General features: G+C 58.8%; 24 protein-coding genes, 1 tRNA gene and 5 pseudogenes. 10 read left to right on the forward strand and 20 right to left on the reverse strand.

Annotation, left to right across the window (positions count from 1 at the left end; translation table 11 throughout):
- The first annotated feature begins 5 nt into the window (after positions 1 to 5).
- Genes POF45_RS23370 through POF45_RS23390 form a run of 5 tightly spaced genes read left to right on the forward strand, consistent with a single transcriptional unit; the run spans position 6 to position 3835 of the window.
- Positions 6 to 713, forward strand: coding sequence for a DUF4376 domain-containing protein (locus POF45_RS23370; protein WP_282316887.1), 708 nt, complete (start codon positions 6 to 8; stop codon positions 711 to 713).
- Positions 710 to 1633, forward strand: a complete 924-nt coding sequence (locus tag POF45_RS23375) for a hypothetical protein (RefSeq protein ID WP_282316888.1) — start codon at positions 710 to 712, stop codon at positions 1631 to 1633. Before POF45_RS23370 ends, POF45_RS23375 begins: the two co-directional genes overlap by 4 nt.
- On the forward strand, positions 1630 to 2190 hold the full coding sequence (locus tag POF45_RS23380; RefSeq protein ID WP_282316889.1) for a baseplate complex protein: 561 nt from the start codon (positions 1630 to 1632) through the stop codon (positions 2188 to 2190). Before POF45_RS23375 ends, POF45_RS23380 begins: the two co-directional genes overlap by 4 nt.
- On the forward strand, positions 2187 to 2891 hold the full coding sequence (locus tag POF45_RS23385) for a hypothetical protein (protein WP_282316890.1): 705 nt from the start codon (positions 2187 to 2189) through the stop codon (positions 2889 to 2891). Before POF45_RS23380 ends, POF45_RS23385 begins: the two co-directional genes overlap by 4 nt.
- Positions 2864 to 3835, forward strand: a complete 972-nt coding sequence (locus POF45_RS23390) for a phage baseplate assembly protein V (protein ID WP_282316891.1) — start codon at positions 2864 to 2866, stop codon at positions 3833 to 3835. Before POF45_RS23385 ends, POF45_RS23390 begins: the two co-directional genes overlap by 28 nt.
- Before the next feature lie 38 nt (positions 3836 to 3873).
- On the opposite strand, the gene POF45_RS23395 is transcribed toward POF45_RS23390, so the two are convergent.
- From POF45_RS23395 to POF45_RS23425, 7 genes are all read right to left on the reverse strand, one after another.
- The gene (locus tag POF45_RS23395) at positions 3874 to 4533 is read right to left on the reverse strand and encodes a DUF2931 family protein (RefSeq protein WP_282316892.1); all 660 of its coding nucleotides are present in this window, start codon (positions 4531 to 4533) and stop codon (positions 3874 to 3876) included.
- 11 nt (positions 4534 to 4544) lie between these two features.
- Positions 4545 to 6404 carry a PAAR domain-containing protein gene (locus POF45_RS23400; RefSeq protein WP_282316893.1) on the reverse strand — a complete coding sequence of 620 codons (1860 nt, stop codon included), beginning with the start codon at positions 6402 to 6404 and terminating at the stop codon, positions 4545 to 4547.
- Between the two features lie 604 nt (positions 6405 to 7008).
- The gene (locus POF45_RS23405; RefSeq protein WP_282316894.1) at positions 7009 to 7920 is read right to left on the reverse strand and encodes a hypothetical protein; all 912 of its coding nucleotides are present in this window, start codon (positions 7918 to 7920) and stop codon (positions 7009 to 7011) included.
- A 586-nt stretch (positions 7921 to 8506) separates the two neighbouring features.
- Positions 8507 to 8580, reverse strand: a tRNA-Gly gene (locus tag POF45_RS23410).
- A 179-nt stretch (positions 8581 to 8759) separates the two neighbouring features.
- On the reverse strand, positions 8760 to 9644 hold the full coding sequence (locus POF45_RS23415; RefSeq protein WP_259500322.1) for an alpha/beta fold hydrolase: 885 nt from the start codon (positions 9642 to 9644) through the stop codon (positions 8760 to 8762).
- A 310-nt stretch (positions 9645 to 9954) separates the two neighbouring features.
- Entirely contained in the window at positions 9955 to 10647 is a 693-nt protein-coding gene (locus POF45_RS23420; protein WP_282316895.1) for a pseudouridine synthase, read from the reverse strand.
- A 33-nt stretch (positions 10648 to 10680) separates the two neighbouring features.
- The gene (locus tag POF45_RS23425) at positions 10681 to 10899 is read right to left on the reverse strand and encodes a cysteine-rich CWC family protein (RefSeq protein WP_259500326.1); all 219 of its coding nucleotides are present in this window, start codon (positions 10897 to 10899) and stop codon (positions 10681 to 10683) included.
- Between the two features lie 178 nt (positions 10900 to 11077).
- Between POF45_RS23425 and POF45_RS23430 the strand changes: the two genes are divergently transcribed.
- Both POF45_RS23430 and POF45_RS23435 read left to right on the forward strand, forming a co-directional pair.
- Positions 11078 to 11368 carry a hypothetical protein gene (locus POF45_RS23430; protein ID WP_259500328.1) on the forward strand — a complete coding sequence of 97 codons (291 nt, stop codon included), beginning with the start codon at positions 11078 to 11080 and terminating at the stop codon, positions 11366 to 11368.
- A gap of 212 nt (positions 11369 to 11580) precedes the next feature.
- Positions 11581 to 11988 carry a hypothetical protein gene (locus POF45_RS23435; protein ID WP_259500331.1) on the forward strand — a complete coding sequence of 136 codons (408 nt, stop codon included), beginning with the start codon at positions 11581 to 11583 and terminating at the stop codon, positions 11986 to 11988.
- A gap of 50 nt (positions 11989 to 12038) precedes the next feature.
- Here POF45_RS23435 and POF45_RS23440 read toward each other — a convergent pair whose 3' ends face one another.
- Complete coding sequence (locus POF45_RS23440) at positions 12039 to 13151, reverse strand: enoyl-CoA hydratase/isomerase DspII (RefSeq protein ID WP_282316896.1); 1113 nt, start codon at positions 13149 to 13151, stop codon at positions 12039 to 12041.
- A 132-nt stretch (positions 13152 to 13283) separates the two neighbouring features.
- On the opposite strand from POF45_RS23440, the gene ung reads away from it, so the two are divergent.
- Positions 13284 to 13976 carry a uracil-DNA glycosylase gene (gene ung / locus POF45_RS23445; protein ID WP_282316897.1) on the forward strand — a complete coding sequence of 231 codons (693 nt, stop codon included), beginning with the start codon at positions 13284 to 13286 and terminating at the stop codon, positions 13974 to 13976.
- 145 nt (positions 13977 to 14121) lie between these two features.
- Here ung and POF45_RS23450 read toward each other — a convergent pair whose 3' ends face one another.
- The 5 genes from POF45_RS23450 to POF45_RS23470 form a co-directional block, all read right to left on the reverse strand.
- On the reverse strand, positions 14122 to 15159 hold the full coding sequence (locus POF45_RS23450) for an AbrB family transcriptional regulator (protein WP_259500337.1): 1038 nt from the start codon (positions 15157 to 15159) through the stop codon (positions 14122 to 14124).
- The gene (locus POF45_RS23455) at positions 15152 to 16666 is read right to left on the reverse strand and encodes a tripartite tricarboxylate transporter permease (RefSeq protein ID WP_259500339.1); all 1515 of its coding nucleotides are present in this window, start codon (positions 16664 to 16666) and stop codon (positions 15152 to 15154) included. Before POF45_RS23455 ends, POF45_RS23450 begins: the two co-directional genes overlap by 8 nt.
- A 1-nt stretch (position 16667) precedes the next feature.
- The gene (locus POF45_RS23460) at positions 16668 to 17126 is read right to left on the reverse strand and encodes a tripartite tricarboxylate transporter TctB family protein (RefSeq protein WP_259500341.1); all 459 of its coding nucleotides are present in this window, start codon (positions 17124 to 17126) and stop codon (positions 16668 to 16670) included.
- A gap of 58 nt (positions 17127 to 17184) precedes the next feature.
- Positions 17185 to 18162 (reverse strand): Bug family tripartite tricarboxylate transporter substrate binding protein, encoded by a 978-nt coding sequence (locus POF45_RS23465; RefSeq protein WP_282316898.1) that lies wholly within the window; start codon positions 18160 to 18162, stop codon positions 17185 to 17187.
- Positions 18163 to 18248: 86 nt separating this feature from the next.
- Complete coding sequence (locus tag POF45_RS23470; RefSeq protein WP_259500346.1) at positions 18249 to 19541, reverse strand: OprD family porin; 1293 nt, start codon at positions 19539 to 19541, stop codon at positions 18249 to 18251.
- Positions 19542 to 19774: 233 nt separating this feature from the next.
- Between POF45_RS23470 and POF45_RS23475 the strand changes: the two genes are divergently transcribed.
- Together POF45_RS23475 and POF45_RS23480 are read left to right on the forward strand one after the other, a co-directional pair.
- The gene (locus tag POF45_RS23475) at positions 19775 to 20446 is read left to right on the forward strand and encodes a response regulator (protein ID WP_259500348.1); all 672 of its coding nucleotides are present in this window, start codon (positions 19775 to 19777) and stop codon (positions 20444 to 20446) included.
- A complete protein-coding gene (locus POF45_RS23480; protein WP_259500351.1) occupies positions 20439 to 21827 on the forward strand; it encodes a sensor histidine kinase in 1389 nt (462 codons plus the stop codon). The genes POF45_RS23475 and POF45_RS23480 overlap by 8 nt, the downstream gene beginning before the upstream one ends.
- A gap of 446 nt (positions 21828 to 22273) precedes the next feature.
- Here the strand turns inward: POF45_RS23480 and POF45_RS23490 are convergent.
- The 7 genes and pseudogenes from POF45_RS23490 to ygfZ form a co-directional block, all read right to left on the reverse strand.
- Positions 22274 to 22381, reverse strand: a pseudogene (locus POF45_RS23490) (HDOD domain-containing protein); the annotation flags it as partial.
- A 179-nt stretch (positions 22382 to 22560) separates the two neighbouring features.
- Positions 22561 to 22668 (reverse strand): annotated as a pseudogene (locus POF45_RS23495) (HDOD domain-containing protein); the annotation flags it as partial.
- Positions 22669 to 22847: 179 nt separating this feature from the next.
- Positions 22848 to 22955: pseudogene (locus POF45_RS23500) on the reverse strand (HDOD domain-containing protein); the annotation flags it as partial.
- Between the two features lie 179 nt (positions 22956 to 23134).
- A pseudogene (locus POF45_RS23505) lies at positions 23135 to 23242 on the reverse strand (HDOD domain-containing protein); the annotation flags it as partial.
- A gap of 179 nt (positions 23243 to 23421) precedes the next feature.
- Positions 23422 to 23529 (reverse strand): annotated as a pseudogene (locus tag POF45_RS23510) (HDOD domain-containing protein); the annotation flags it as partial.
- A 179-nt stretch (positions 23530 to 23708) separates the two neighbouring features.
- Complete coding sequence (locus POF45_RS23515; RefSeq protein WP_282316899.1) at positions 23709 to 24530, reverse strand: HDOD domain-containing protein; 822 nt, start codon at positions 24528 to 24530, stop codon at positions 23709 to 23711.
- A 35-nt stretch (positions 24531 to 24565) separates the two neighbouring features.
- Positions 24566 to 25507, reverse strand: coding sequence for a CAF17-like 4Fe-4S cluster assembly/insertion protein YgfZ (gene ygfZ / locus POF45_RS23520; protein ID WP_259500354.1), 942 nt, complete (start codon positions 25505 to 25507; stop codon positions 24566 to 24568).
- Positions 25508 to 25603 lie beyond the last annotated feature (96 nt).

A 25603-nucleotide genomic window follows, 5' to 3' on the forward strand; every position in this document is an offset into this window, starting at 1 on the left:
CTCAAATGACAACTAAAACTGTGTTTCAAACCAGTCCGCTGGGGCTTTTTACGGGGACTGCGGAGGCTGAAGAGTCGCCCCTTGAACCGGGTGTTTTCCTGATCCCGGGTGGGTGCGTAGAGACTCCACCGCCGGCCATTCCGGACAACAAAGCGGCCTGTTGGAGTAACAATAAGTGGGTGCTGGTCGATTATTTCAACGGTTTGATTCTTTACAGCATGGCCACCGGCGAGCCGTTGACCATCAATGGTATTGGCCCCATTCCCAGCGGTTACACGGTGAAAAAGCCAGGGCCGGATCAGGTCTGGAAAAACGGTGAATGGGTGGACGATATCGCCGCCATTCTGGCGGCGTTGTATGAGCAAAAACTGCTGGAGGTCAACGACGCCTGCAACGGTCATATTGAAGGTGGCTTCAATTCCAGCGCCCTGGGCGAAACCCATCGCTACAGCAGCCAGATGGACGATCAAATCAACCTCACCGGCATGGTGCTGAGCGGCCTGGACGCCAGCTTTCCATGTTATGACGCCAACCAGGTGAAAGGCTTCCGTCCCCATACAGCCGCCCAGTTGCACCGGGTCAGCCAGGACCTGGTGCGTTTCAAACAGGCTGCGCTGCAGCACGCCGACAACCTCAAACAAGACTTGGCCAACGCACTCAAAGACAAAAAGCTCAAGGTGATGAAGTCCATCAAATGGACGGCGCCGGCATGACCTGGAGCCCAGTTACGATGCGCTGGCCAGAACAGGCGACCCAATGGATGGGCCAGCTGTCAGCCGCCCAACACCTGGCCGGCGGCGAGTTGGCCAGCACGGCCAAACGCCTGGCCGACCTCAACGGTAAGACCACGACCAACCCGGGGCCGGTCGGTGCCGCCGCCCAGGGCGCGATCGTTGCCGGTCGTGCAGCACTCGCCAATCAGATGGGCGAGGCGCCCGCGTGCCTGGTGGTGACGCCGTTTCAAAGCGGTGTTGGCCAAGGGCGCGGCTACCAGCGTTTTCTGTCGGCGCCGAACTTGCTGCAGCACCTGGCGGGCAAGCTGGTGGACGTGAGCGACACCGGCCGTCCCGATACCCAGCAGCACGCGCTGTGCCTGCTGTTCCTGGCCACGCGCTTTGATCAGTTGGCCGATGGCCTGGCGCGCTTTAACGCTTTGTTGCCGATGCCGGACCTGGTGCGCACCGAGCGCCGAGCGCGGCACCTGTCCAAACTGGAGACGGAAAAGTGGGAGATTCCCACCGCCGGCACATTGCCGCGATGGCAGGCGCTGCCCCTGGAGCGCTGCACGGTGGTCAAAGCGGCCAAGCAGTCCATGGCCGGCCAACTGGCGGTGCTGGAAAGCTACGCCGCTGACAGCTCGCCGTTGGGCAACCTGGCCGCACTGGCGTCCCGCAAAGCGGCCCAGCAACAGGGGCGCGACCAGCAGCTAACCGATCTGAAAGCTCTGCTGGCCGGTGGCAACCCTGACAGCAGCATGCGCGCGCGCCTGGTGGGTCCAGGCAACGCCACCGAGTTGCGGCGTGCGCTGCTGAAGGGCGATCCCCCGGGGCACGAATGGGTGTTGTGTGCCGGCGCGCTGCTGGTGGGATCTGAGCAGGGTTTGAGCTTTGTACGCGAGTTGGTCGGCCTATGACGCTGCTACTTGATGGCCACAAGGTCCAGGGCAAGAACCTGAAGGTCACCGCTAACCTGCGCATCGAAAGCGGCGACATGTCGGGGCAGACCAGCAACACCGACAAGGCCCACAAGGGTTTCAAGCCCAAGACGTTGACGGTTTCGCTGATGATCCCCTTTGTCGATCGCACCCAAATGACCGACCTGATGCGCTTGGCCGAATCCACCGCCGGCGGAGGTCAGTTGCACCTGTACCGCGTCGTCAACGACACGGCAGCCGCTTTCGGCGTGCGCCAGGTCGAGTTCTCGGAGGGGATCAGTGCCCGTGAGGACGACTCACTGCGCGCCTGGCTGGTCCAGTTCACTTTGAGCGAGCGCGAGTCGAACCCGGAGAAGGTCGAAGGCCGGCGCGCTGGCAACAAGGTCAACGCCCAGGGCGGCCCTGGCAGCGCGGTCGGCGAGGGCGGTGATGGAAGCGGAAGCGGCGGCGGATCAACTGGTGACCCGGCACTGAGCGGGTTCGAAAAGGTGCTGGGCCGTGTGGACAAGTGGCTCGGCGGGAGTGAGCAGTCGTGAAGCTGCATAAAGTGCTGGCAATCAATGGCGCGCCGATCGCTCTGGTCAAAGAGGATGTTCGGCTGGATTCGATCAGTCCTGGCCGGGCGACTTTCACCGTCCAATCCGCGGTGCCGGTGAAAGGCCTGGTCACGCTGGACATCGGTTACAACGACGGCACGCTGCAGCGCCACTTCATCGGCTACGTCGAACGTTGCACCGCTGCCAATGCCATCGAGCAGGTGCTGTTCTGCCGCGAGCTCGCCGCCGTGCTGGCCAACCCGTTGCCCTTGAACCTGCGTCATGTCGATCTGCGCGCCGTGCTGGCCGAGGTCAGCGAACAGACCGGGCTGCGTTTCCGCATTCCTGATCGGCCCTACGCCAATGTCAAAGCGCCGTTCTTTTACAGCCTGGCCGCCGGCTACCAGGCCATGGACAGCTTGGCGCGGGTCTTCAACATCCCCGACTTCACCTGGCACCAACTGGGCAACGGCGAAGTGTTTGCCGGCAGCTGGGCGGATAGTTTTTTCGGCGAACGATCGCCGCTGCAAATCCCTCCTGAGCTGTTCGACGGCTACCAGGGCAACCAAAGCGCGATGGTCGCGGCCCTTCCCGGGTTACGACCAGGTGCAACAATCAACCACGGCGAGCGCATCACCAGTGTGGCCCTTGCCAATGACCAGATGGCCATCCGATGGAAGACGCAATCCGCCGCGCTGTAGAGCGCCAATTCCCTGAACTGACCGGTGGCTACCACCTGCCGCGCTTTGCCCGGGTTATCGCCGTGGCCGATGCGCCGAGCGGGGCCGGGATCTGCGACGACTTCCGACCGCGCTACGCCGTGGACATTGAACTGTTGGGGCCGGATGGTGAAGTCGATCCGCAGTTGCCGCAGCTCGCCGGCGTTCCCCTGCCACTGCCCACCGGCGGCGAAGAGATGGGCATGTATGCCTTTCCGGAGGAGGGCACCCAAGTGGTGGTGTGCTTCGCTTACGGCCTGCCGAACAAGCCCTATATACAGACGATCCTGCCGCACGGTCTGAGCATGCCCAAAGTGCCGAAGGGTGACCAGGTGTGGCAGCACAGCGAAGCCGCCCAGCAGCGGGTCGACGCCGATGGCAACTGGTTGCGCCAGACCGATGGCAAGATCCAGGACAAGGCGATCGAGCGCGAGGTGGAAGCCATGGACAACCGCGAGCAGTTTCAGAGCCACACCCAAGCAGTCGACGATCATTCGACCGAGACGGTGGGAGGGGTGAAGACGATTGAGGCGCTGGGTGCACTCAAGCTGCTGTCGGGTGGGTCCGCCAGCCTGGCGGCGGTGGACGATCTGCACCAGGCGACTGGGCGGGATTTGAACCTGGTGGTGGGACAGAAGCACAACGCCACGGTGGGTGGCGATATGCAGGAACGGATTCAGGGGCTACGCCAGAGTGTGGCCAAAGTCAGTCAACGGCTGGAGGCGCCGAAGACCTGGATCGGATCGAGCGGAGTGAATGTGTTGCAGGTGCTATGTGATCTGATCGACCTGGTGGAGCAGATGAACAGCCAGCTGGCAGGCCACAAACATGGAGCGACACCACCGCCGGACAACGCGGGGGAGTTCACGGGCAATACCGCCAGTGCACTGTTGTTGAGCAGGAAGTTAAAGCCCATCACCGGATAGCAAAAGCCCGCCAATTGGCGGGCTAAATTCGTGATTACTTACCAGCTTCCGTAGGGGATTCCGTACTTTTCAACGTATTGCTTGGACGCATCTGTTTGGGGGTAGTAACGTCCGCCTGACTTCCCAAGGTATGGACCTAGGGGCTCTTTATCCACTTTTCCATTCGCAACCTTCACCGGACGCATACACTCATTAAGCACCCAAATTTGCACAATTCCTCCGGGTGCAAGTCCAAGTCGTACAGAGGCGATCTTTGGGAGTGCATTCGCTTCGGGGGCAGTTGGACAGTTTTTTGTCAAAGCATCCCGCATAACTTGCCTCGCGCTTTCGGGAACTTCAATCCAGCCTTGATAGGTTTGCGGCTCAACAATTGATTGCCAGCGGGCGTAGATACGGACAGGGAGCTTTGCATCTTTAACATCCTTCTCACTCCCCCCACCTCCTTTCTTCCCCCAGCCACGAGCCACGTCCGCGCCTTTCTTTTCTCCGCCGGCGGCCCCACCGCTACCAATGTGTCGATACAGAACGCCGTCAACATCAACCATTGCACTGTCTTCAACCCAGACTTCCATAAAATAAGGCTGGGTAAAACCTATTGCCCATGGTCCCGAGTCTGGGTCCGATCGGCCCCAGGAGAGCCCTGATACCTGGCAACCAATCAGCAATGAAGCCCCCCAGAGAATCCATAACGCTCGCATATTCATGACTCCTAGTCGGGTACATTGGGGTGTTGCTCGCGGAGCCCGTCCGCATTAGGTGAGTTGAAATATAGTAACCCCGCGCTGGTGCGCGGCGTTGAGCCTTGCAGAAAGGTCGGGGGATTCCAGTTGGCTGAGACGTGTATGTACTTAAGCCTCAATATTTGCTCTTCGGCTGAGGTCGTACTGTAGTCCCCGGTAACAAAGCGATCACAAAGTGTCTGAAGCTCTGACGGTATGGCATAGCGCGGATCAGTATCGTCGATATCCTTGAATCGTACCCCTTGCTGCTTTGCCCGTGCGTACATTACACGCAGGTAAACTCGCGACAATTCACCCCGTACCGTTCGCTTGAGCTGCAACGCCGCGTAGACACGCTTGTAAGGGGTAAAACGATCCTGCTCTGCAGTTGGTAAGCCCCGGGCCTGTGGTGTGACAATTTCCAGCATCTCTGCCGGCCAACCTTTGGCCTCCCACTGAGCCTTCACTTGTTGGGCATCACGATAGATTGAGGTGTATTTCACATCAGTCGTCGGTGAAACATCTAATGCTTGCATCGGGCTGATTAGCAGGCGTTCATCACCCTCGGGAAAGTAACCGCCCCCTATGTCTGAATGTGCACCAGGTAACGTGAACTCCGGGTGGTCTGCTTTAACGCGGGTCAAGGGGAAGTTGGAGCGGAACTCATCCCGGGCGGCCAACTGGACGACGTTAGGGAACAGACTGCGGGGCAAATAGAGTTTGAGTCCTGGTGCTTTTTGGCTGCGAACATAGCCTAGGTTCGCTAGGCCACCGACCGATGCAACCGTATCAAACAGTCCAATAAAGCCCATCTGAATATCGTGTTGGTACTCCCCTGTGTAAGAGGGATGGAACGCGCCACGGAACATTTTGATGGTTTGCCCCAGCATACCGTTTTTGCCCAACGCCACTTCATTGGCGAAGTGGCGCGCAGCTGCTGCGCCCCTGCTGAAACCGAAAGCGTCAAACGTTACGTTGATGATTTTCTCCGCCGAGTTCTCCTGGGAAAAATTAAAAATAATTCGACTTATTTTGCTAAATGCCTCATCGACCTTAGCGCTTACTCCGAGCGCACCACGTCCCATCCCTGCGCCCAACATTTTATCTGCCTGCCCAGATGACGTGCCTATACCCTCAACATAAAGAGCCTGGAAATAAATCTGTTGCTCTCCGGCATCTGGAATCACATCAGAGAAAACATACAAGTCGCTCAGCTTCTTGATGTTCGTCTCGTCAACGGCATAGCTGCTGTCTGGGTCGGCCATATAAGGTCTACAGGCTGCATCAAGGTCCTCGGGCTTAATGGCATGAGTAGCACCACACAACTGCCCTAACGCCGTGTTATTGGCATTGTTCAACGTGCCATCGAAGAACACACCGATGCGCAGGGTGATACCCAGGCTTTCTTGTTCGTCCAGTTCCTCTTCTTCTTCCTCTTCTTCTAAAACCGCGTCGTCAGCCGGTGCCGCAGTGGCAGGTGCTGGCGTAGATGCAGTTGCCGCACCAAGGGGAAGGGAGGGAGGCGGTGTGACCAGATGCTCGGGCATCGCGGCGACAGGAGATACGGGCGCGGGCGTAAAGCTATTGCCGATGATGATGCTCGATGACCCGCCCGTGATGGTGTCGCCATGCGCACCTTGAGAGCCAGTGACCAGCGCGGCCTGACCGTTGATCTGCACCGAGGACATAGCACCCATGGTCAAGACACTGCCGCAGGTGGTGCAGTCCGTTACACGCGCTGCGGGTAGACCATCAAAAAACACATTGGGTGAACCGGACTCGATGGCCGTTCCGCCGCAACGAGGGCAGCTAACGGTATCGGTTTTGCGAGCAGCGGGTTTGCCGGACATTGCCGACCTCCATGTCAGTGTTTATAGAGGCAGCACCATGCTGACGCTCTTTGTAAAAAACAATCAGACATTTCCCAAAGTACCAACCAGGTACAAAGCTCGTATCCAAGTGGGTGAGAACACTTGGGCCAGCAAAGTTCCTCAGTCAATAAAAAAACATCGGAAAAAAGCACTTATCCCCCTCCCGCCGACGGGCTTTGCGTGCGTTTTTTGTGCAAGTCCGTATGTAGTGCAAACGAACCTTCGGCCCAGGCGGGCCGTGGTCGCCTGCGGGTGATTGGCAATTTCACAGAGTGCAAAGTTTTGAAAGGAAATGCAGCGCGGTTGCGCAGCGGTGCAAGGGGTGGTCACTGAGGGGGTATCGCTGAGGCGCCCGGTTTCATTGAGTGTAAATCCAAAAAAACGCAAATAATGCGCATTTTGAGATTCTGAACTGCTCGTATCTCGACCGTATTCAGGCAGCTCCCAAAATACCTATCAATCCGCTGGAGGTCAGCTTCTACGGGGCCTTGGGGCGATCGCACTTATTTCAACATTTTACTAAGTGCGATCTTCGACTGACGAGCGCCAAGGTGAGATGGCCCTGTCACATGGAATAGGAAGGTTAGTTGAGCCAACTCCTAGGACTTATGCGCTGCCACCACTTGGATTTATTCTCGGGGGCAGATATGAAGCCTGATAACCATTTTTCGTAATCTTCGTCCTTCGGTAGCAATCCATCTTGACGTGCTATTTCAAAGTTGACTGTTGAAATGCGTGGCGGTTTTCCCTTCAATCGAGACTTGTAGCGCTTTTTGAGTATCTCGCCGTGATCTCGCAAGTCCTCGCACAGCTTCATCGAAAAGAAAATCACGTCATCCGTATAGAGTGAAACGGCCTCAACGGATCCCCCGTACTCTTGATTTGTGTGTCTTTCTCCATAGGGTAAGCCTAGGTACATGTGCTCGAAGGAAGCACCTTCCGGAAACTGTTTGTTCTTAAAAACATCAAGAAGCAAGTTGCGCTTGACTAAAGCTCCGTTCAGGTTGGCCACGGCACCAGCAAGCGCGGTTACAGCGGAAATTGCCCGTCCGACGGTAGATAGACGGGTCAAGACCATCTCTTGGATAGTTGTAATCGGCGGAGATATTTCCTGTAAATAGAGCAGATTGGGCCTCAGTTCCAAGGGGGTATCTGCCGCAATCTGACCTGTATGGATTTTTTCTTTATGCGTCTCAACACTCTTCTGATCTTCATCGTAGGAGTTCTTCAATGCCTTGATGTGCTGCTTTTTTAACGCAAGTGCGACACACGCCGCCGCTGTTGCAAGCGATATGGCAGCATTCGTGTGATGAAACTCTTTTACTAATTCCTCTCGGAATTTTCCTTTTTCCACAATTCGTTGCGCGGCTATCGCACCGGCAAATGCCCCTGCCAGAGAGGTGGTAAAGGAAGAGTTCGCAACACTTTTGACGCTTTCCCACAGCGGGAGCACGAGAGGGGAAATCTCTGCGTATACGGAGGCAATGTCAGACACGTAAGAAGATCTCACTCGATGTAGGTTGTCGGGACAGCAGTTCGAACGGTCCAGTGTAGGCACACTCTTCGAGCGCCACACGTTCAAGCTCCTGAAAATCATCTTTTTTTTTGAGATTGATTCTCAAGGGGAGGGTGGTCGTTCCAAAAAGAGCGATATCAGCTATACGGGGGGAATACGGGGTCTGGATGCCCCAGTTTTACTGGGCTTTGTGTATTACAAATGAAAGTAATATGAAGCGATATGCAAAGTAATATTTCCAGCAAACCCCCGGATTCATTGGGTTTTAAAGAATGGAAATATAGCTTTATAAAAAGGTAATACTATCGCCTTCCTATCGCTTGAATATCGCCTTTCTCACAAATCGCTGTAGACCTTGATCTATAAGGGCTACGGCTGATTTTCGGTAGGGATATTACTAATATTACTATTTTTTCGAACCCCCACAGATTTTAGGATTGGCACCTATACGGGGGTTGGGATGCGGCCTTGCGGTTCGTTGCGCTAACTTGCATCAAACGGCCCCCAATACGGCCCCCAGTGGGATGCGGTAAAGGATGAACCGAGCTGCAGGCCTTGAAAATAGTGGAGCGGGTGAAGGGAATCGAACCCTCGTTATCAGCTTGGGAAGCTGGAGTAATGCCATTATACGACACCCGCTCAGAGCGGCTGACTTTGTACCAGATGTGGGCGCGGATTTGAAGTTTTTCTTTATACGCGATGGGTTTAGCGCACGCGGGAGGCTAAAAGAGCACTGCCTTGTGGCCTATCGCGGGCAAGCCTTGCTCCTACGGACGGGGTGAGTCTATAGAAACAGGCTTGCTCGCGATGACTCGGTTTCAGATTGCCAGTGCATGGTGGTCCTGGACGTAGTGATAACGCGGTCGGCTTTCATGTTTTATCGGTTGCAGAAAGCTCAGCAGGGCATTGCGGCTGTCGTTGCAGGCGGCTTTGTGTTCCATGTCGAGGAAGTGACCGGTAGCCTGCAGTGTGCTGAAGGTGCTGTGCTGGACGTGGTTGGCGAACAGTTGAGCATCGACTGCGGCGGTGTATTCATCCCATTCGCCGTTCATGAACAGCACCGGCACGTTGATTTTTTTCGCCGAGTTCAGATAGCAGTGCCGGTCGCTAGTGAGCAGGTCGCTGATGTGGAAATGCATCTGCCCGTACTCATGTTCGGCCAAGGTGCTGACGTGGCGATAGTTGAAGCGCTTGAACAGTGATGGCAAATGCTTGCCGATGGTGCTGTTCACCAGATTGCCGACCCGATCGCCATCCCGGCTGCCGAGGTAGTCGACGCCGCGTTCCAGGTAATCGCGCATGTGCACGTTGATGACCGGCGAAAATGAGCTGATCACGGCTTTTTCGATGCGTCGTGGCCGTTGGGCCAGGGCAACCAGTGTCGCGGCGCCGCCCCAGGAAAACGACAGTACATGCTCGGCGGCGAAGTGTTCGATCAGCTCCAGGAGGATCTGTCCTTCGACTTCCTTTGTCAGCATTTTCTCATGCAGGTTGTGGGCTTTGGACTTGCCCGCGTAGGGCTGGTCGTAGCAAACCACGTTGAACTGCGGGTAGAGGTTTTTAACGGTCTGTGCAAACGACGCAGTCGTGGCCATCGAGCCGTTGACCAGAATAATGGTCTTTTCTGCGGCGTCTGCGCGATAGAACTCCGTGTAAACCCGATACTGACCCTGTATATCCAGCACAGCGATTTCTGGCCTCATGTCATAAGACTCCTGGCAAGCGGGTATGCGCGCAATCGAGATTGCACGAGCTTTGTGACAGGTAGGCATACGCCTGGAATTTGGAGCCCATGTCGATCCGGTAAGGCAGGTCGACGGGTATTGTTATTGGCGGGCAGTTTGCCGGGGGAAGGCGGAACCTGAGGGTTCTCTGCCGGCAAAAAGTTTCTTGGAAGTATGTTGTGACTCATCGGTCACATTTTGGCCGACGTCCTGATTCAAGCAGGCGAGACTGCATCGCGCAAGTGCCGTTGGTAAATTGTTCGACAACTTCTGCTCAGCGGTAGGCGGCTTAGATCAATTGGATCTCTGCGGCGCTCAAAGGGCGGTACTCACCGGGCTCAAGCGTGCTGTCGAGCACCAGCGGCCCCATGCGTTCGCGATGCAGGCGCAGGACTTTATTGTCGAAGTGACCGAACATGCGTTTCACCTGATGATAACGACCTTCGACAATGCTCAATCGCGCCGCTTTCGGGCCCAGCACCTGAAGCCCGGCGGGTAGGGTGGTCAGGTCTTCGAAGGCGAAGTACAGCCCCTCGGCAAACTTGAGCGCGTACTCCGGGCCGATGTCCTGCTCGGTTTCGACGTAGTAGATTTTCGGCAGTCTGGTCTTTGGTTGAGTCAGGCGTCGCGACCAACTGCCGTCATTGGTGATGATCATCAGGCCGGTGGTGTTGAAGTCCAGGCGGCCGGCAATGTGCAGGTCGTGCTTGTCCGGCTCATGGATAAGCTCAAGGACGGTCGGGTGTTGCGGATCGCGCGTGGCGCTGACGCAACCCCGGGGTTTGTGCAGCATGAAGTAGCGTGCCGGTTTGCCGGCTTGCAGCACTTCATCGTCGACCTCGACCCGGCTGAACTCCAACACGTCGGCATGCGGATCGCTGACGATTTTTCCGTCAATGCGCACGCGTTTTTCGACCAGCAACAGACGCACCTGCTTACGGTTGAAGCGCGGCAGGTTGCTGAGAAAACGGTCAACGCGCATGGCGGCAGATCAGTCGGGAAAGGGGCGCGAATGTTACTTGATCGGTCGAGCCGCTGCTTGCAACTGTGCCTCGACCTGAGCGCAACGCGGGCACAGGCAGGCGATGTCGCGCAATTCGGCTGGCAGCGCTTCAAGCACCGCCGGGTCGATGCTGACGCCATAACACCAGCAGGCGCGGTCGGCGGTTCGTGGGTCGGCCAGGCTGCAGTCGTTGGGGGCGCCACAGGCGGGGCAGCTTTCAGGCTTGGTCATGCAGGAGTATCCCGAGGGTATTGATGCAGTTGCCAGCATTCTAATTGCACGGTGAGGGAATGACGCGCGGTATCGGGGCGTGAAATAACTTTCATCCGCACGGGCCGGCACTTTCGCAGTCTAAACAGGTATCAGCCGCCCTGTGTCGGCTGGTGTCGCTGGTCTCCAGGAGGCCGTCATGCGCTATCGAGTGCTACGCCCAATACTGCTCAGTGCTTTGCTCGGTCTGGGATTGTCCGGGTGTTATTACTACGACGGCCCCGCCGACGTATATGCCGCACCTTACTACTATCCCGGCTATTACTCGCCTTACTTCTATGGCGGGGCCTACTACTACGGCGGCTACTATGGACCGCGTTATTACGGTGGCTATCGCTACACGTATTACAACGGCCATTATTACCGCGGGGGTTATCACTACGGTGGAAGAGGTGGCGCAGGTGGCGGCTACCGTGGCGGTCACCGCTAATCAATGCATGAATGAAGCGGCGCATCCAGCCAATGGGTGCGCCGCTTTTGTCTGGGGGTCATGAAAAACCTTTCACCGAGGACTTGTTTCAAGGTGTTTCGCAGGCGCACCAGATTCCGAAATCGAGGTCTGATCTTCCGACAGTCGCCAAACAATTGATTGTCGCCTGCCAGCGTCGCTGGTGTGGCTCACTCGCGGTCCAGGAGGCCGCCATGTATCGCCGAATTCTTCTGCTTGTCGTGTTGGGTTTGTCCCTTGGTGCGTGCGTACCCTATTCCTATGGAGACGGAGGATCCAGCTACTACAGTTCCCAGGTTTACACCGCGCCTGCGCCGGCTTACTACTCGGGCGGCGGCACTTACTACTCAGGTGGCACCTATTACTCGGCGCCGCGTTATTACCAACCTGCGCCTCGTTACTACCAGCCGGCACCACGCTATTATCAGCCGCAGCCACGCTACTATCAGTCCTACCAGTACAGGGGTTGGCAAGGGCATGACCGGGGTGGTTGGGACAACCGTAATCGCGGGGGCTGGAACAACAACTACCGCGGGCACGATGGTGGACGGGACCACGGCCATCGCGGCGGCGATCACGATGGCCGAGGCGGTCACCGTTAGGCAGTTGTTAAAAAGCGGCGCATCAATCGCCGCTTTTTTTTGCCCGGAGTTCAGTATTCCGAGAGATCAGCCAACGGGTGCCGCCCCTCCCAGGCCTTGTGAAAGTGTGCGTCCACCACCGCATCCGGCACGCTGTTGATATCCGGCCAGTGCCAGTGGGGCTTCTGGTCCTTGTCGATCAACCGCGCCCGCACGCCTTCGCTGAACTCCGGATGACGACAGCAATTGAGGCTCAGGGTGTATTCCATCTGGAAGACCTCAGCCAGCGACAGATGCCGGGCGCGGGCAATCTGTTCCCACACCAGGTGCGCCGTCAGCGGGCAGCCTTCTGTCATGTTTTTCGCGGCACGTCCGAGCAGTGCATCCGTGTGATCGCGCAGCAGGCTGATGGCCTTCCAGGCGCACTGCACGTCGCTGACATCCAACAGTTCGTCGATCTGCCGGCGTCGTGGCAACCACTGGGCTTCGGGCATTTGCCCCAGTGCTTCCTGCTGCAAGGCTTTTAGCAGGCTGTTGAGCTGCATAGCGGTCTGCTCCTGCCAGTTCAATTGCAGCAGGCCTTCGATCAGCGCTTCCTGTTGTTCATCGAGCAGGAAGCGGTCCGCCAAACCCAGATCGATCGCATCGCGACCGTTGATGTGGGCACCGGTCAGGCCGAGGAACAACCCGAGCTTGCCGGGCAGTCGCGACAGAAACCAACTGGCGCCGACATCCGGGTACAGGCCGATGCTGATTTCGGGCATCGCCAGGCGGCTGCTCGGTGTCACGATCCGGATGTTCGCGCCTTGCAGCAGCCCCATGCCGCCGCCGAGCACGTAGCCATGGCCCCAGCAAATCAGCGGTTTGGGGTAGGTGTGCAGGTTGAAGTCCAGGCGATATTCCGCCGCAAAGAACTGCGCGGCCAGCGGCGGCACTTCCCCCGGATGGTTGCGACAGGCCTCCACCAAACTGCGTACCTCGCCACCGGCGCAAAAGGCCTTGGCGCCATTGCCACGCAGGAGCACGCAGACGATTTGCGGCTCCTTGGCCCAGATGTCCAGTTGATCACGCAGGGCGTTGATCATCGGCAGGGACAGGGCGTTAAGGGTTTTTTCGGCATCCAGGCTGGCGATGCCGATGCGCGCGCCGTCGGTGCCGGTGAGTTCTTCGAAGTGCAGATTCATCGTGACCTCGCTCAGGAATTTGTGCGTTCAGTATGAGCGCAATGCAGGAAAGTGCCGGATCTGCATCAGATCAATTGACAAGGCTGACGGGGTTTCCTAGGGTTCGCCCCATTGTTTTTGCCGGATGTAACCATGACAGCTGATGACCGTATCAAACTCGAACCGAGCTGGAAGGAGGCACTGCGTGCCGAATTCGACCAGCCGTACATGGCAGAGTTGCGCACTTTTCTGCAACAGGAGCGTGCGGCAGGCAAAGAGATCTATCCGCCCGGCCCGATGATCTTCAATGCCCTCAACTCCACGCCGCTGGACAAGGTCAAGGTGGTCATCCTCGGTCAGGACCCGTATCACGGCCCCGGTCAGGCCCACGGTCTGTGTTTCTCGGTGCAACCGGGCGTGCCGGCGCCACCGTCGCTGGTGAACATCTATAAAGAGTTGAAGCGCGACCTGAACATCGATATCCCGAGCCACGGCTGCCTGCAAAGCTGGGCGGATCAGGGGGTGCTGATGATCAACACCACCATGACCGTCGAGCGGGCCAACGCCAACGCCCACGCGGGCAAGGGCTGGCAGTTCTTTACCGACCGGATCATCGAAGTGGTCAGCGAACATCAGCCGCATCTGGTGTTCCTGCTATGGGGCGCGCATGCCCAGGGCAAGCAGAAACTGATCGATGCCACCAAGCACCTGGTGCTGACCTCGGTGCACCCGTCGCCGCTGTCGGCCTACCGTGGCTTCCTTGGTTGTGGGCATTTTAGTCGGACCAACAAGTTTCTCGAGCAGAATGGCGAGACGCCGATCGAGTGGCGGCTGCCGCCACTCTAAGGGCGAGAGGTTTTTGTGGCTAGGGAGCTTGCTCCCGCCGGGCTGCGCAGCCCTGAATTCTGCCAACTGATTTCTTCTGACACATCGCGTTGCATGGGGGCGACTGCTGCGCAGCCGAGCGGGAGCAAGCTCCCTCGCCACAGGGTCAGGGCTGCTCTGGCACTCGGTTCCAATACTTGAACAACGGCTCCGCCAGAAACAACACAAACAGCAATCGCATTACCTGCATCGCCGTCACCAGCGGCACCGACAGTTGCAGCGTCTCGGCCGTCAGGCTCATTTCGGCAATCCCGCCGGGCATCATGCCCAGTGTCAGTGAGCGCAGATCCAGATGGGTCAGCGCACTCAACCCCAGTGCCGCCAGCGTGGCGATCAGCATGGTCAACACCGTGCCGATCAAGGTTCGCCCCATGAACAACGGTGCGCGCCGGAAGAACTGCCGATTGAAGTGGCAGCCCAGCCCGCTGCCGATCAGCCATTGGCCGATCTGGCTGCCGCCGTTGGGCAAACCGATGTGCAAATCCCAGCCGATACTCACCGCCGCACTCACCAGCAACGGCCCGAACAGCCACGGATTGGGCTGGCGCAAACGCTGCCAGAGCCAGGCGAGCAGGGCACCTGCCGGAAACAGAATCGCCAGCCAGCGCCAGTCCACCGCTGTTGACTGGGCAATCGGTGCGCCGTCACCCAACAAATACTTGAAGGCGGCCGGCACACACAGCACCACCACCAGCACCCGCAAGCTTTGCCCTGCCGCCACGCGACTGAGGACCGCGCCATTGCGGGCGCCGAGGTTGACCATCTCGCCGGAACCGCCGGGCATGCTGGAAAAGAACGCTGTGGCGCGGTCTTCGCCGGCGCGGCGCATCAACCAGACCCCGACCACGCTGGACAGGCTGGTGACCAGTGCACCAAAAAAAATCAGGCCGAAATGGCTCAGCACCTGCTCCATCACCACCGGCGTGAAATGCAGGCCGATACCGATGCCGACGACCCACTGGCCGCACTTGCGCCCACCCGGGATTTCCGCCAATTGCCAGGGTGTCAGGCAGCGCACCAGGATAATCGCCAGCAACGAGCCGACCATCCACGGCAGCGGCCAGCCGACCTGGCTGGCGAGATAACCGCCAAGCAGGCCGACCAGCGGTGTTCCCCACCAGGTTTTGAAGGGCCGATCAGACATCGGCAATAGCGCGCCGGGCGACCGAACGCTTGCGCCAGATCCGCAGGATCGGCATCAGCAGCATGATGGCGGTCAGCACCCAGACACCGAAGGTGATTGGGCTCGACCAGAGGATTTCCAGCGCGCCGTTGGAGATCGACAGGGCGCGACGCAGGTTCTGTTCCATCAGGCCGCCGAGGATGAAGCCCAGCAGCACCGGTGACAGCGGGAAGTCCAGCTTGCGCAGGATGTAGCCGAAAATGCCGATGCCGACCATCAGGAACAGGTCGAACGTGGTGGCGTGCACCGCATAGACGCCGATCCCGGTAATGATCGCGATCACCGGCACCAGCGCCCAGTTCGGCACGGCGAGGATGCGGGTGAAGATTCGGATCATCGGGATGTTGAGGATCACCAGCATGATGTTGGCGATGAACAACGAGGCGATCAGCCCCCAGACGATGTCCGGTTGTTGCTGGAACAGCAGCGGACCGGGGGTGATGTTGTACAGCGACAGCGCGCCGATCATCACCGCTGTCGTACCGGAACCCGGCACGCCGAGGGTCAGCATCGGCACCAGGGCGCCACAGGCGGAGGCACCAATGGCGGTTTCCGGCGCCGCGAGGCCGCGCATGTCGCCTTGGCCGAACGTGCCCTTGGCACCGGCGATGCGTTTTTCGGTCATGTAGGCCACGGCACTGGCGAGCGTCGCGCCGGCACCCGGCAACACGCCCATGATGAAGCCCAACAGACCGCAACGGATATTCACCACGAACACCGAAGACGCTTCCTTGAAGTTGAACATCATGCGCCCGGTGGCTTTCACCGCTTCCTGGCCACGGTGGGTTTTTTCCAGCAGCAACAGGATTTCACTGATGGAAAACAGCCCCAGCACCAGCACGACAAACTGAATGCCGTCGGTCAGGTGAATGTTGTCCCCGGTGAAACGGTAGACGCCGCTGTTGGCATCGATGCCGACGCTCGACAGAAACAGGCCGATCAGTGCTGCAATGAATGTCTTGAGCGGTCGATCACCGGCCATGCCGCCGAGGCAGACAATTGCAAACACCATCAGCACAAAATATTCAGCGGGACCGAAGGCAATCGCCCATTTCGCCAGCAACGGGGCGAACAGCACCATGCCGCAGGTTGCAATGAACGCCCCGATGAACGAACTCCATGCCGACAGTGACAGCGCAACACCTGCCAGGCCTTTGCGGGCCATTGGATAACCATCAAGGGTGGTCATCACGGTCGAGGCTTCGCCCGGGATATTCAGCAGGATCGAGCTGATCCGGCCACCGTATTCACAGCCCAGGTACACCGCCGCCAGCAGGATCAATGCTGATTCCGGTGGCAGCCCGAGGGCGAACGCAATCGGGATCAGCAGCGCCACGCCGTTGATCGGGCCCAGGCCCGGCAACAGGCCGACCACAGTGCCAATCAGGGTGCCGCACAGGGCGGTTACCAGGTTGTACGGGCTCAGCGCGACGCCGAAACCCTGGCCCAAATAGCCAAAAGTATCCATTTCAGTTCTCCAGAACGTCGAGCAGACCCAGGGGCAGCGGCACGTCCATCATCTTGTCGAACAGCAGGTAGAGACCAATGCTCATCAGCGTGGTGACGACGATGCTCGGCACCCAGCGACCGCCATACAGGCGCGCCATCGGAATGCCGATCAGGATGCTGCTGAGGATGAAGCCCAACGGTTCGAACAGCCCGGCGAAGATCAGCAGCAGAACGATGCAGAGGCCGATCTTGTTCAGGGTTTCGCGGTCCAGTTTCGGGTCGTCTTCGCTGTGCACGATGGGTGCAGGACGAAACACCATGTACACCAGCGCCAGGCCCATCAGACCCAGCATCAACAAAGGAAAGGCCCGGGGTCCTACAGGTTCGTAGGAAAAAGCTGCCTGATACGGCCACGCCATCAGCGCCAGGCCGACACAGGCCAGCAACAGCACCGAAGCAAAAATGCGTTGTAAGAGCATGAGGAACTCCTCGGCCATGACCCTGACAGACAGGGCCGCAGCCGCTAGAAAGAGGCGGTTACTGGATCAGGCCGAACTCTTTGGCCAGCACTTTGTAGTCCGCGACTTGCTTCTTTACATAGGTGTCCAGCTCGGGGCCGGTCATGGCGAATGGAAAGAGTTGACGCTGATCGCGCAGCTTGGCGAAGTCCTCGGAAGCCAGCAGTGTGTCGAAGGCGTTTCTCCACCAGGCGTAGTCTTCGTCGCTGACTTTTGGCCCAAGGTAGAAGCCGCGCACCACCGGCCAGACGATGTCATAGCCTTGCTCGCGGGCGGTCGGGATGTTCTTCATTTCCGGCTCGTCCAGACGCTGTTCGGCAAACACTGCGAGCAGGCGCATGTCGCCGCTCTGGATATGCGGCATGGAGTCGGAAATGTCGGTGCTGCCGACCTGGATGTGACCACCGAGCAGTGCCGTGGCGATTTCGCCGCCGCCTTCGAGGGCGACATAACGCAGGTCACGCGGGTTGATCCCGGCGGCCTTGGCGATCAGCGCGGTTTGCATCCAGTCCTGGCTGCCGACGGTGCCCCCGGAACCGATCACCACTTTGCTCGGGTCTTTCTTCAACGCTTGAACGAGATCGTCCAGTGTCTTGTAGGGCGAATCGCTTTTCACCGCGATGGCGCCGTAGCTGGTGCCGACCGCTGCCAGCCAGCGCACATTGGTTTCATCGAAACGACCGAACTTGCCTTGCGCCAGGTTCAACAGCGAGCCGCTGGACCAGGCCACCAGCGTACCGGCGTCGGCGGGGCGCTGAGCGACCACCGCGTTGTACGCCACTGCACCGACGCCGCCGGGCATGTAGGTCACACGCATCGGCTTGCTCAGCAGTTTTTCGTTCACCAGCGCGCTTTGCGCGAGTTTACAGGTCAGGTCGAAACCACCGCCGGGGGAGGCCGGGGCGATGCATTCCGGGCGTTTGGGTTCCGCCATCAGAGGGCCGGTGAACAGCAGGACGCTGGCAGCCAGAGCAATCTTACTCAGTGACAATTTCATTGGATTCTCCACGGTTTTTTTTGTTGTATGGATGTGCAGGAGCTGCCGAAGGCTGCGATCTTTTTCAGTTTCGGCATTTCAATCAATTACCAAAGGGCAACGCTATAGCTCACCAGAAGACGCACTTCATCGGCATCGCGAGCGGAGTAGTTGGAACGGTAAGTGGCATTGCGCAGGCGCACGGCGACATCCTTGAGCGCGCCGGTTTGTACTACATATTTGATCTCGGTGTTGCGTTCCCACTCTTTGCCTTCATCGCCATTCTTGAGCTTGATGTTGTCGCCGTTGAGGTAACGGCTCATGAAACTCAAGCCGGGAACGCCGACCGCGGCGAAGTCGAAGTCATAGCGGGCTTGCCAGGAGCGCTCTTGTGCACCGGCAAAGTCGTTGATCTGCACGAAGTTGACCAGGTACGGATCGGCGCCATCGACATAAGGGAAGGCACTGTCACCGGACATGTGCTGATAGCCGGCGGTGAATTTATGTCCGCTCAGGGCATAACTAACCAAACCGTTGAGTGACTTGTTGTCGATCCGGCCGCCACGGGCTTCCCCCTGGTCGTCACTGATGGCAAACCGCAGGTCGGTCGCGAAAGTGCCTGGGCCGACTTTTTGCGACGCCACCACCCCGAGAAAGTGCTGGTTGTAGACGTCAGCGAGTTGCGCGAAGTGGTAACTGCCGGTGATCTTGTCGGTGAACCTGTAGTCCACGCCGCCAAAGTCGAAATGCTTGCCGGAAACGGTCCCGGTAAAGCGACCGTTCTTGTTGTTGAGGGCAATGTCCTCGAAATCGGTGCTGTCGCGGTCCTTGGCCTTGTCCAGGCGGCCACCGGTGAAGGTCAGGTTCTTGATTTCTTTGGAGGTCAGCAGACCGCCTTCAAAGGTCTGCGGCAGGATGCGGCCGTCGTTGGGCTTGAGGATCGGCAGCTCCGGAATCAGGCTGCCGATTTTCAGTTCCGTTGCAGAGATTTTCACTTTGCCGGTCAGGCCCAGTTTCGAGTACTCGTTGGCGGCGCGGCCATCGTCGTGGGTTGGCAGCAAGCCGGTGCCGGTGCGGTCAGGGCTCGAATCGAGCTTGATCCCCAGCATGCCCAGCGCATCGACACCAAAGCCCACGGTGCCGTCGGTATAACCCGATTGCAGATTGAGCATGAAGCCCTGGGCCCATTCGTCGCGTTTCGATTGCTGGGCGCTGGTGCCGTCGCGAAAGTCGCGGTTGAAATACATGTTGCGGGTTTCGAGGGTGCCCGTACTGTCTTCGAAGAAGGCAGCCTGGCTCAACGGCGAAAAGCCGGCGAAGGCGGCGGCACTGGCTAGGGCGGTGTGACTGAGGCGGGAAAAACGAGCAGGCGGGCAAGCCTGTGGCTGCGTGGACAGCATCGTGAAGTACTCCGTTATTGTTCTTATTGGCGAAAACGCTTCAAGGCGTTTTTCGTGCAGCAAGGTGCTCAAGCAACGGCAGTCGAGACTGTCCGTGGAGGGACTCTAGCGGGCCAACCTTTCGCTAACCTTTCAGTTGCCTTTCACGGTTTTGTGGCTTCACAGCGGCGCCGGCGGCTGTAAACTCCGCGCCAAAGAATGGCGCCGACCATCCCTGAATGAGGTAAAGACCCATGCGTGTCCTGCTCGTCGAAGACCATCTGCAGCTTGCTGAAAGTGTCGCCCAGGCGCTCAAGAGCACAGGTCTGACCGTGGATGTGTTGCACGATGGCGTGGCCGCCGACCTGGCCCTGAGCAGCGAGGAGTACGCCATGGCGATTCTCGATGTCGGCCTGCCGCGCATGGATGGTTTTGAAGTGCTGGCGCGCCTGCGTGCTCGCGGGAAAAACCTGCCGGTGTTGATGCTGACGGCGCGCAGCGACGTCAAGGACCGGGTCCATGGCCTCAATCTGGGCGCCGACGATTACCTGGCCAAGCCCTTCGAACTGACCGAACTGGAAGCGCGGGTCAAAGCCCTGTTGCGGCGCAGTGTGCTGGGCGGTGAACGACAGCAACGCTGCGGTGTGCTGGCGTATGACCTGGACACGCGGCGCTTCAGCCTCGGCGAAGAATTGCTGACCCTGACCTCCCGCGAGCAGGCAGTGCTTGAGGCGCTGATCGCCCGTCCCGGCCGGGTGATGAGCAAGGAACAACTGGCCGCCCAGGTGTTCGGCCTGGACGAAGAAGCCAGCCCCGACGCTATCGAAATCTACGTCCATCGCCTGCGCAAGAAACTTGACGGCCATCCGGTGGCCATCGTGACGTTCCGCGGTCTCGGTTATTTGCTGGAAAGCCGCGATGCATAAGCCCAGCAGCCTGCGCTGGCGGTTGCTGTGGAACCTGGCGTTGTTGCTGGTGGTGTTGATGCTGGCCAGTGGCTTGAGCGCTTACTGGAACGGGCGCGAAGCGGCGGACACGGCGTATGACCGGACCCTGCTGGCCTCGGCACGCACCATCGCCGCCGGCCTGTCCCAGCGCGATGGCAGCCTCAGCGCCGATGTGCCGTACGTGGCCCTCGATACCTTTGCCTACGACAGCGCCGGGCGGATTTATTACCAGGTCAACGACATTCACCAGAAGTTGATTTCCGGTTATGAAAACCTGCCCGGCCCGCCACCGGGAACGCCGCGTACCGACGATTATCCGGCTCTCGCACGTTTCTATAACGCCACTTATCAGGGCCAGAACGTGCGGGTGGTGAGCCTGCTCAAGGCGGTGATCGAGCCGAACATGAACGGCATGGCGGAAATTCGCGTGGCCGAAACCGACGAGGCCCGAGTGCGCATGGCTCGCAGTCTGGCGGCAGACACCTTGCTGCGCCTGGGTATGTTGGCGGTCGGTGCGTTGCTGCTGGTGTGGTTTGCGGTGAGTGCCGCGTTGCGCCCTCTGGAGCGCCTGCGCACGGCGGTTGAGGAGCGTCAGTCGGACGACCTGCGGCCGCTGCCGCTGGTCGAAGTGCAGCGTGAGTTGTGGCCGTTGGTGAGAGCCCTCAACCACTTCACCGAACGCCTGCGCGGGCAGTTCGAGCGCCAGGCGCAGTTCATCGCCGATGCCGCTCATGAACTGCGCACACCGCTGGCAGCGCTCAAGGCGCGGCTGGAACTGGGCTTGCGTGCCAGCGAGCCGCCAATCTGGCGCAGTACGCTGGAAACCGCCGCGCAAAACACTGACCGGCTGACTCATCTGGCCAATCAATTGCTGTCACTGGCACGGGTCGAAAACGGCGCCAGGGCGATCGCCGAGGGCGGTGCGCAATTACTTGATCTGAGCCAATTGGCCCGTGAACTGGGCATGGCCATGGCGCCGCTGGCCCACGCCCGGGGTGTCGCGCTGGCACTGGAGGCGGACGAGCCGGTGTGGTTGCGCGGTGAGCCGACGCTGTTGAACGAATTGCTGAGCAATCTGGTGGATAACGCGCTGGCCCACACACCGCCGGGCGGCAATGTGATTTTGCGGGTGAGCGCGCCAGCGGTGCTGGAAGTCGAGGACGACGGACCGGGAATTCCGCTGGACGAGCGGGATCGGGTGTTTGAGCGATTTTATCGACGCAATCAACAGGTGGCCGGATCAGGGCTGGGCTTGGCGATTGTCGGCGAGATCTGCCGCGCACACTTGGCGCAGATCAGTTTGCATGATGGTGAAAGGGCGGGCTTGATGGTTCGGGTGAGCTTTATTGCTGGGGAGTGATGATTATCGCTTTTGTGGCGAGGGAGCTTGCTCCCGCTGGGCGGCGAAGCGGCCCAAAACCATACGCGCACATTCAGTTAACACGCGTTTTTCCGATTTACGACGGCTGCGCAGCCGAGCGGGAGCAAGCTCCCTCGCTACAGTTGATCAAGTTCTTGGTCAGTAAAACATCGACCGCGACTCTTCCAGGTCCCGACACATCGAGTCGTTCTCCGGGTCGATCCCCAGTTTCTTGAACGCCGGCACATTGAACGCGTCAATGCCGGCAAATTATTGCTGGGGAGTGATGATTATCGCTTTTGTGGCGAGGGAGCTTGCTCCCGCTGGGCGGCGAAGCGGCCCCAAACCATACGTGCATATTCAGTTAACACGCGTTTTTCCGATTTACGACTGCTGCGCAGCCGAGCGGGAGCAAGCTCCCTCGCCACAGTTGCTCAAGTTCTTGGTCAGTAAAACATCGACCGCGACTCTTCCAGGTCCCGGCACATCGACTGGTTCTCCGGGTCGATCCCCAGTTTCTTGAACGCCGGCACATTGAACGCGTCAATGCGGGCAAATTATTGCTGGGGAGTGATGATTATCGCTTTTGTGGCGAGGGAGCTTGCTCCCCCTGGGCGGCGAAGCGGCCCCAAACCATACGCGCACATTCAGTTAACACGCGTTGTTCCGATTTACGACTGCTGCGCAGCCGAGCGGGAGCACGCTCCCTCGCCACAGTTGCTCAAGTTCTTGGTCAGTAAAACATCGACCGCGACTCTTCCAGGTCCCGGCACATCGACTCGTTCTCCGGGTCGATCCCCAGTTTCTTGAACGCCGGCACATTGAACGCGTCAATGCGGGCAAATTATTGCTGGGGAGTGATGATTATCGCTTTTGTGGCGAGGGAGCTTGCTCCCGCTGGGCGGCGAAGCGGCCCCAAACCATACGCGCATATTCAGTTAACACGCGTTTTTCCGATTTACGACTGCTGCGCAGCCGAGCGGGAGCAAGCTTCTTCGCCACAGTTGCTCAAGTTCTTGGTCAGTAAAACATCGACCGCGACTCTTCCAGGTCCCGACACATCGACTGGTTCTCCGGGTCGATCCCCAGTTTCTTGAACGCCGGCACATTGAACGCGTCAATGCGGGCAAATTATTGCTGGGGAGTGATGATTATCGCTTTTGTGGCGAGGAAGGTTGCTCCCGCTGGGCGGCGAAGCGGCCCCAAACCATACGCGCACATTCAGTTAACACGCGTTTTTCCGATTTACGACTGCTGCGCAGCCGAGCGGGAGCAAGCTCCCTCGCCACAGTTGCTCAAGTTCTTGGTCAGTAAAACATCGACCGCGACTCTTCCAGGTCCCGGCACATCGACTCGTTCTCCGGGTCGATCCCCAGTTTCTTGAACGCCGGCACATTGAACGCGTCAATGCGGGCAAATTATTGCTGGGGAGTGATGATTATCGCTTTTGTGGCGAGGGAGCTTGCTCCCGCTGGGCGGCGAAGCGGCCCCAAACCATACGCGCACATTCAGTTAACACGCGTTGTTCCGATTTACGACTGCTGCGCAGCCGAGCGGGAGCACGCTCCCTCGCCACAGTTGCTCAAGTTCTTGGTCAGTAAAACATCGACCGCGACTCTTCCAGGTCCCGGCACATCGACTCGTTCTCCGGGTCGATCCCCAGTTTCTTGAACGCCGGCACATTGAACGCGTCAATGCGGGCAAATTATTGCTGGGGAGTGATGATTATCGCTTTTGTGGCGAGGGAGCTTGCTCCCGCTGGGCGGCGAAGCGGCCCCAAACCATACGCGCACATTCAGTTAACACGCGTTGTTCCGATTTACGACTGCTGCGCAGCCGAGCGGGAGCACGCTCCCTCGCCACAGTTGCTCAAGTTCTTGGTCAGTAAAACATCGACCGCGACTCTTCCAGGTCCCGGCACATCGACTCGTTCTCCGGGTCGATCCCCAGTTTCTTGAACGCCGGCACATTGAACGCGTCAATGCGGGCAAATGGGTGGTCGGTATCTTTGTGGCAATACAGGCTGGCCACCTGCACCAGGTCGACGTAATCGACTTTTGCGGAGTCTCGCTTGAAGTCCTGATACAGCCCCGGCAACTTCACCAGCATTTCCGGAAACTCCCAGACGGTGAGCAGCTTGTCGCCTAGCAGCGGGTGAATGTGGTCGATCACATGGTTGAGGCTGACCGGGTCCGACAGCAGTTCATAGTGATCCTCGGCATACGTCAGGATCGGCAGCACGCCAATCTGATGCACCAATCCGCCGAGCGCCGCCTGATCGGGTTTGAGCTGGGTGTAACTGCGGCACAGGGCGTAACTGATCCCGGCAATTTCCAGGCTTTTGCGCCATACGTCGCGCATCTTCTGCTCCACCACGTCGGAGCGGGCATGGAAAATCTGCTCCATCACCAGACCGATGGCCAGATTGCTGCTGTAGTTGACGCCCAGCCGGGTGATTGCGGTATGCAGGTCAGTGACTTCCTGAGCCGCCCGCAGCAACGGGCTGTTGACCACTTTGATCAGGCGCGCCGACAGCGCGGTATCGCGACCGATCACTTTGCTCAGGGTGCTGACGCTGATTTCCGGATCTTCAGCGGCTTTGCGAATCTGCATGGCCACTTCCGGTAACGTTGGCAGAACCAGGTCATCGTTATCGATGGCCTCAACCAAATCCTGTTGGACCTTTTCCGCCAGCTTGCTCATTTCGTTTCTCTAGGGTATTGCGACAGGTGCTGCAATTAACGCTGGATTTCGCGATCGCGATCCAGTGGGTAAGGCAGGTCGAGCAGGTGCAGGGCAGGCCCTTCGAGGCTGCCCAGGTGGATATCGCCAGCTTCTGCAGCTTCGGCTTGCAATACCGCCAGGAGTTCAATGTTCTGTTCGGCGTTGGCAGCAATCACCACTTCGCCGATTGAGCTGCCGTGGGTTGGCGAAAACAAAGGCGTGCCGGGTTCAGGCAATTGGCTGGCATCCAGCGTCAGGCGATAGAGGCGGCGCTTGAGTTTGCCCAGGTACTGCATGCGCGCCACGATTTCCTGGCCGGTGTAGCAACCTTTCTTGAAACTTACGCCGCCGACGGCCTGCAGGTTGAGCATCTGCGGGATGAACAGTTCGCGGGTGGCCGGCATGACCTGGCCGATCCCTGCGCGGATCTGGCCCAGCAGCCATTGGTTCAGCGTGCCTTCGGTCAGCGAGGTGGCCAGTTTGCTTTTAATGATGTCGGCCTGATCGGCAGGGGCCCACAACTCGGCGCGCTCCGGCGAAACGCGAATGGCAATCAAGTCATCATGGCGCACTACGCTGTCGGTCTCTGCCGGCAGCTCAAGGCCCAGGTTGCTCAGTGCAGCATCGCCTTGCCCGACGCCGAAGCGGACCCAGGCCGCGCTTTCATCGGTCAGTTTCGACTTGGAAAACACGGCGTATTTTTTCAGGTCCGCCAGTTGCGGCTCCAGCAATTCGCTGGCCATGGCCATGAGCACGCCGTCACCTTGCAGCAGAATGCGGAAGCTCGACTGCATCCGGCCTTTCTGCGTGCAGCGGGCGCCCAGGCTGGCCTGAGTATCGCTCAGGTAATTGAGGTTGCAGGTCAATTGGCCTTGCAGGAATTTGCCGGCATCCGCGCCGCGTACCGCGAGAACGCCTTCGTGAGACAGGGTGCAGAAAAAAGCAGAATCGGCCATGGGTCTTCGCAGGGTAAAAAGTCTGGGGGACATCATAAGGCGACGCCCCTGAAATGGGTAGTTCACAAAGGATGGGTGGTGACCGACCAAAGCCGA

Source organism: Pseudomonas fungipugnans, from assembly GCF_029955235.1.
Lineage (GTDB): Bacteria > Pseudomonadota > Gammaproteobacteria > Pseudomonadales > Pseudomonadaceae > Aquipseudomonas > Aquipseudomonas fungipugnans.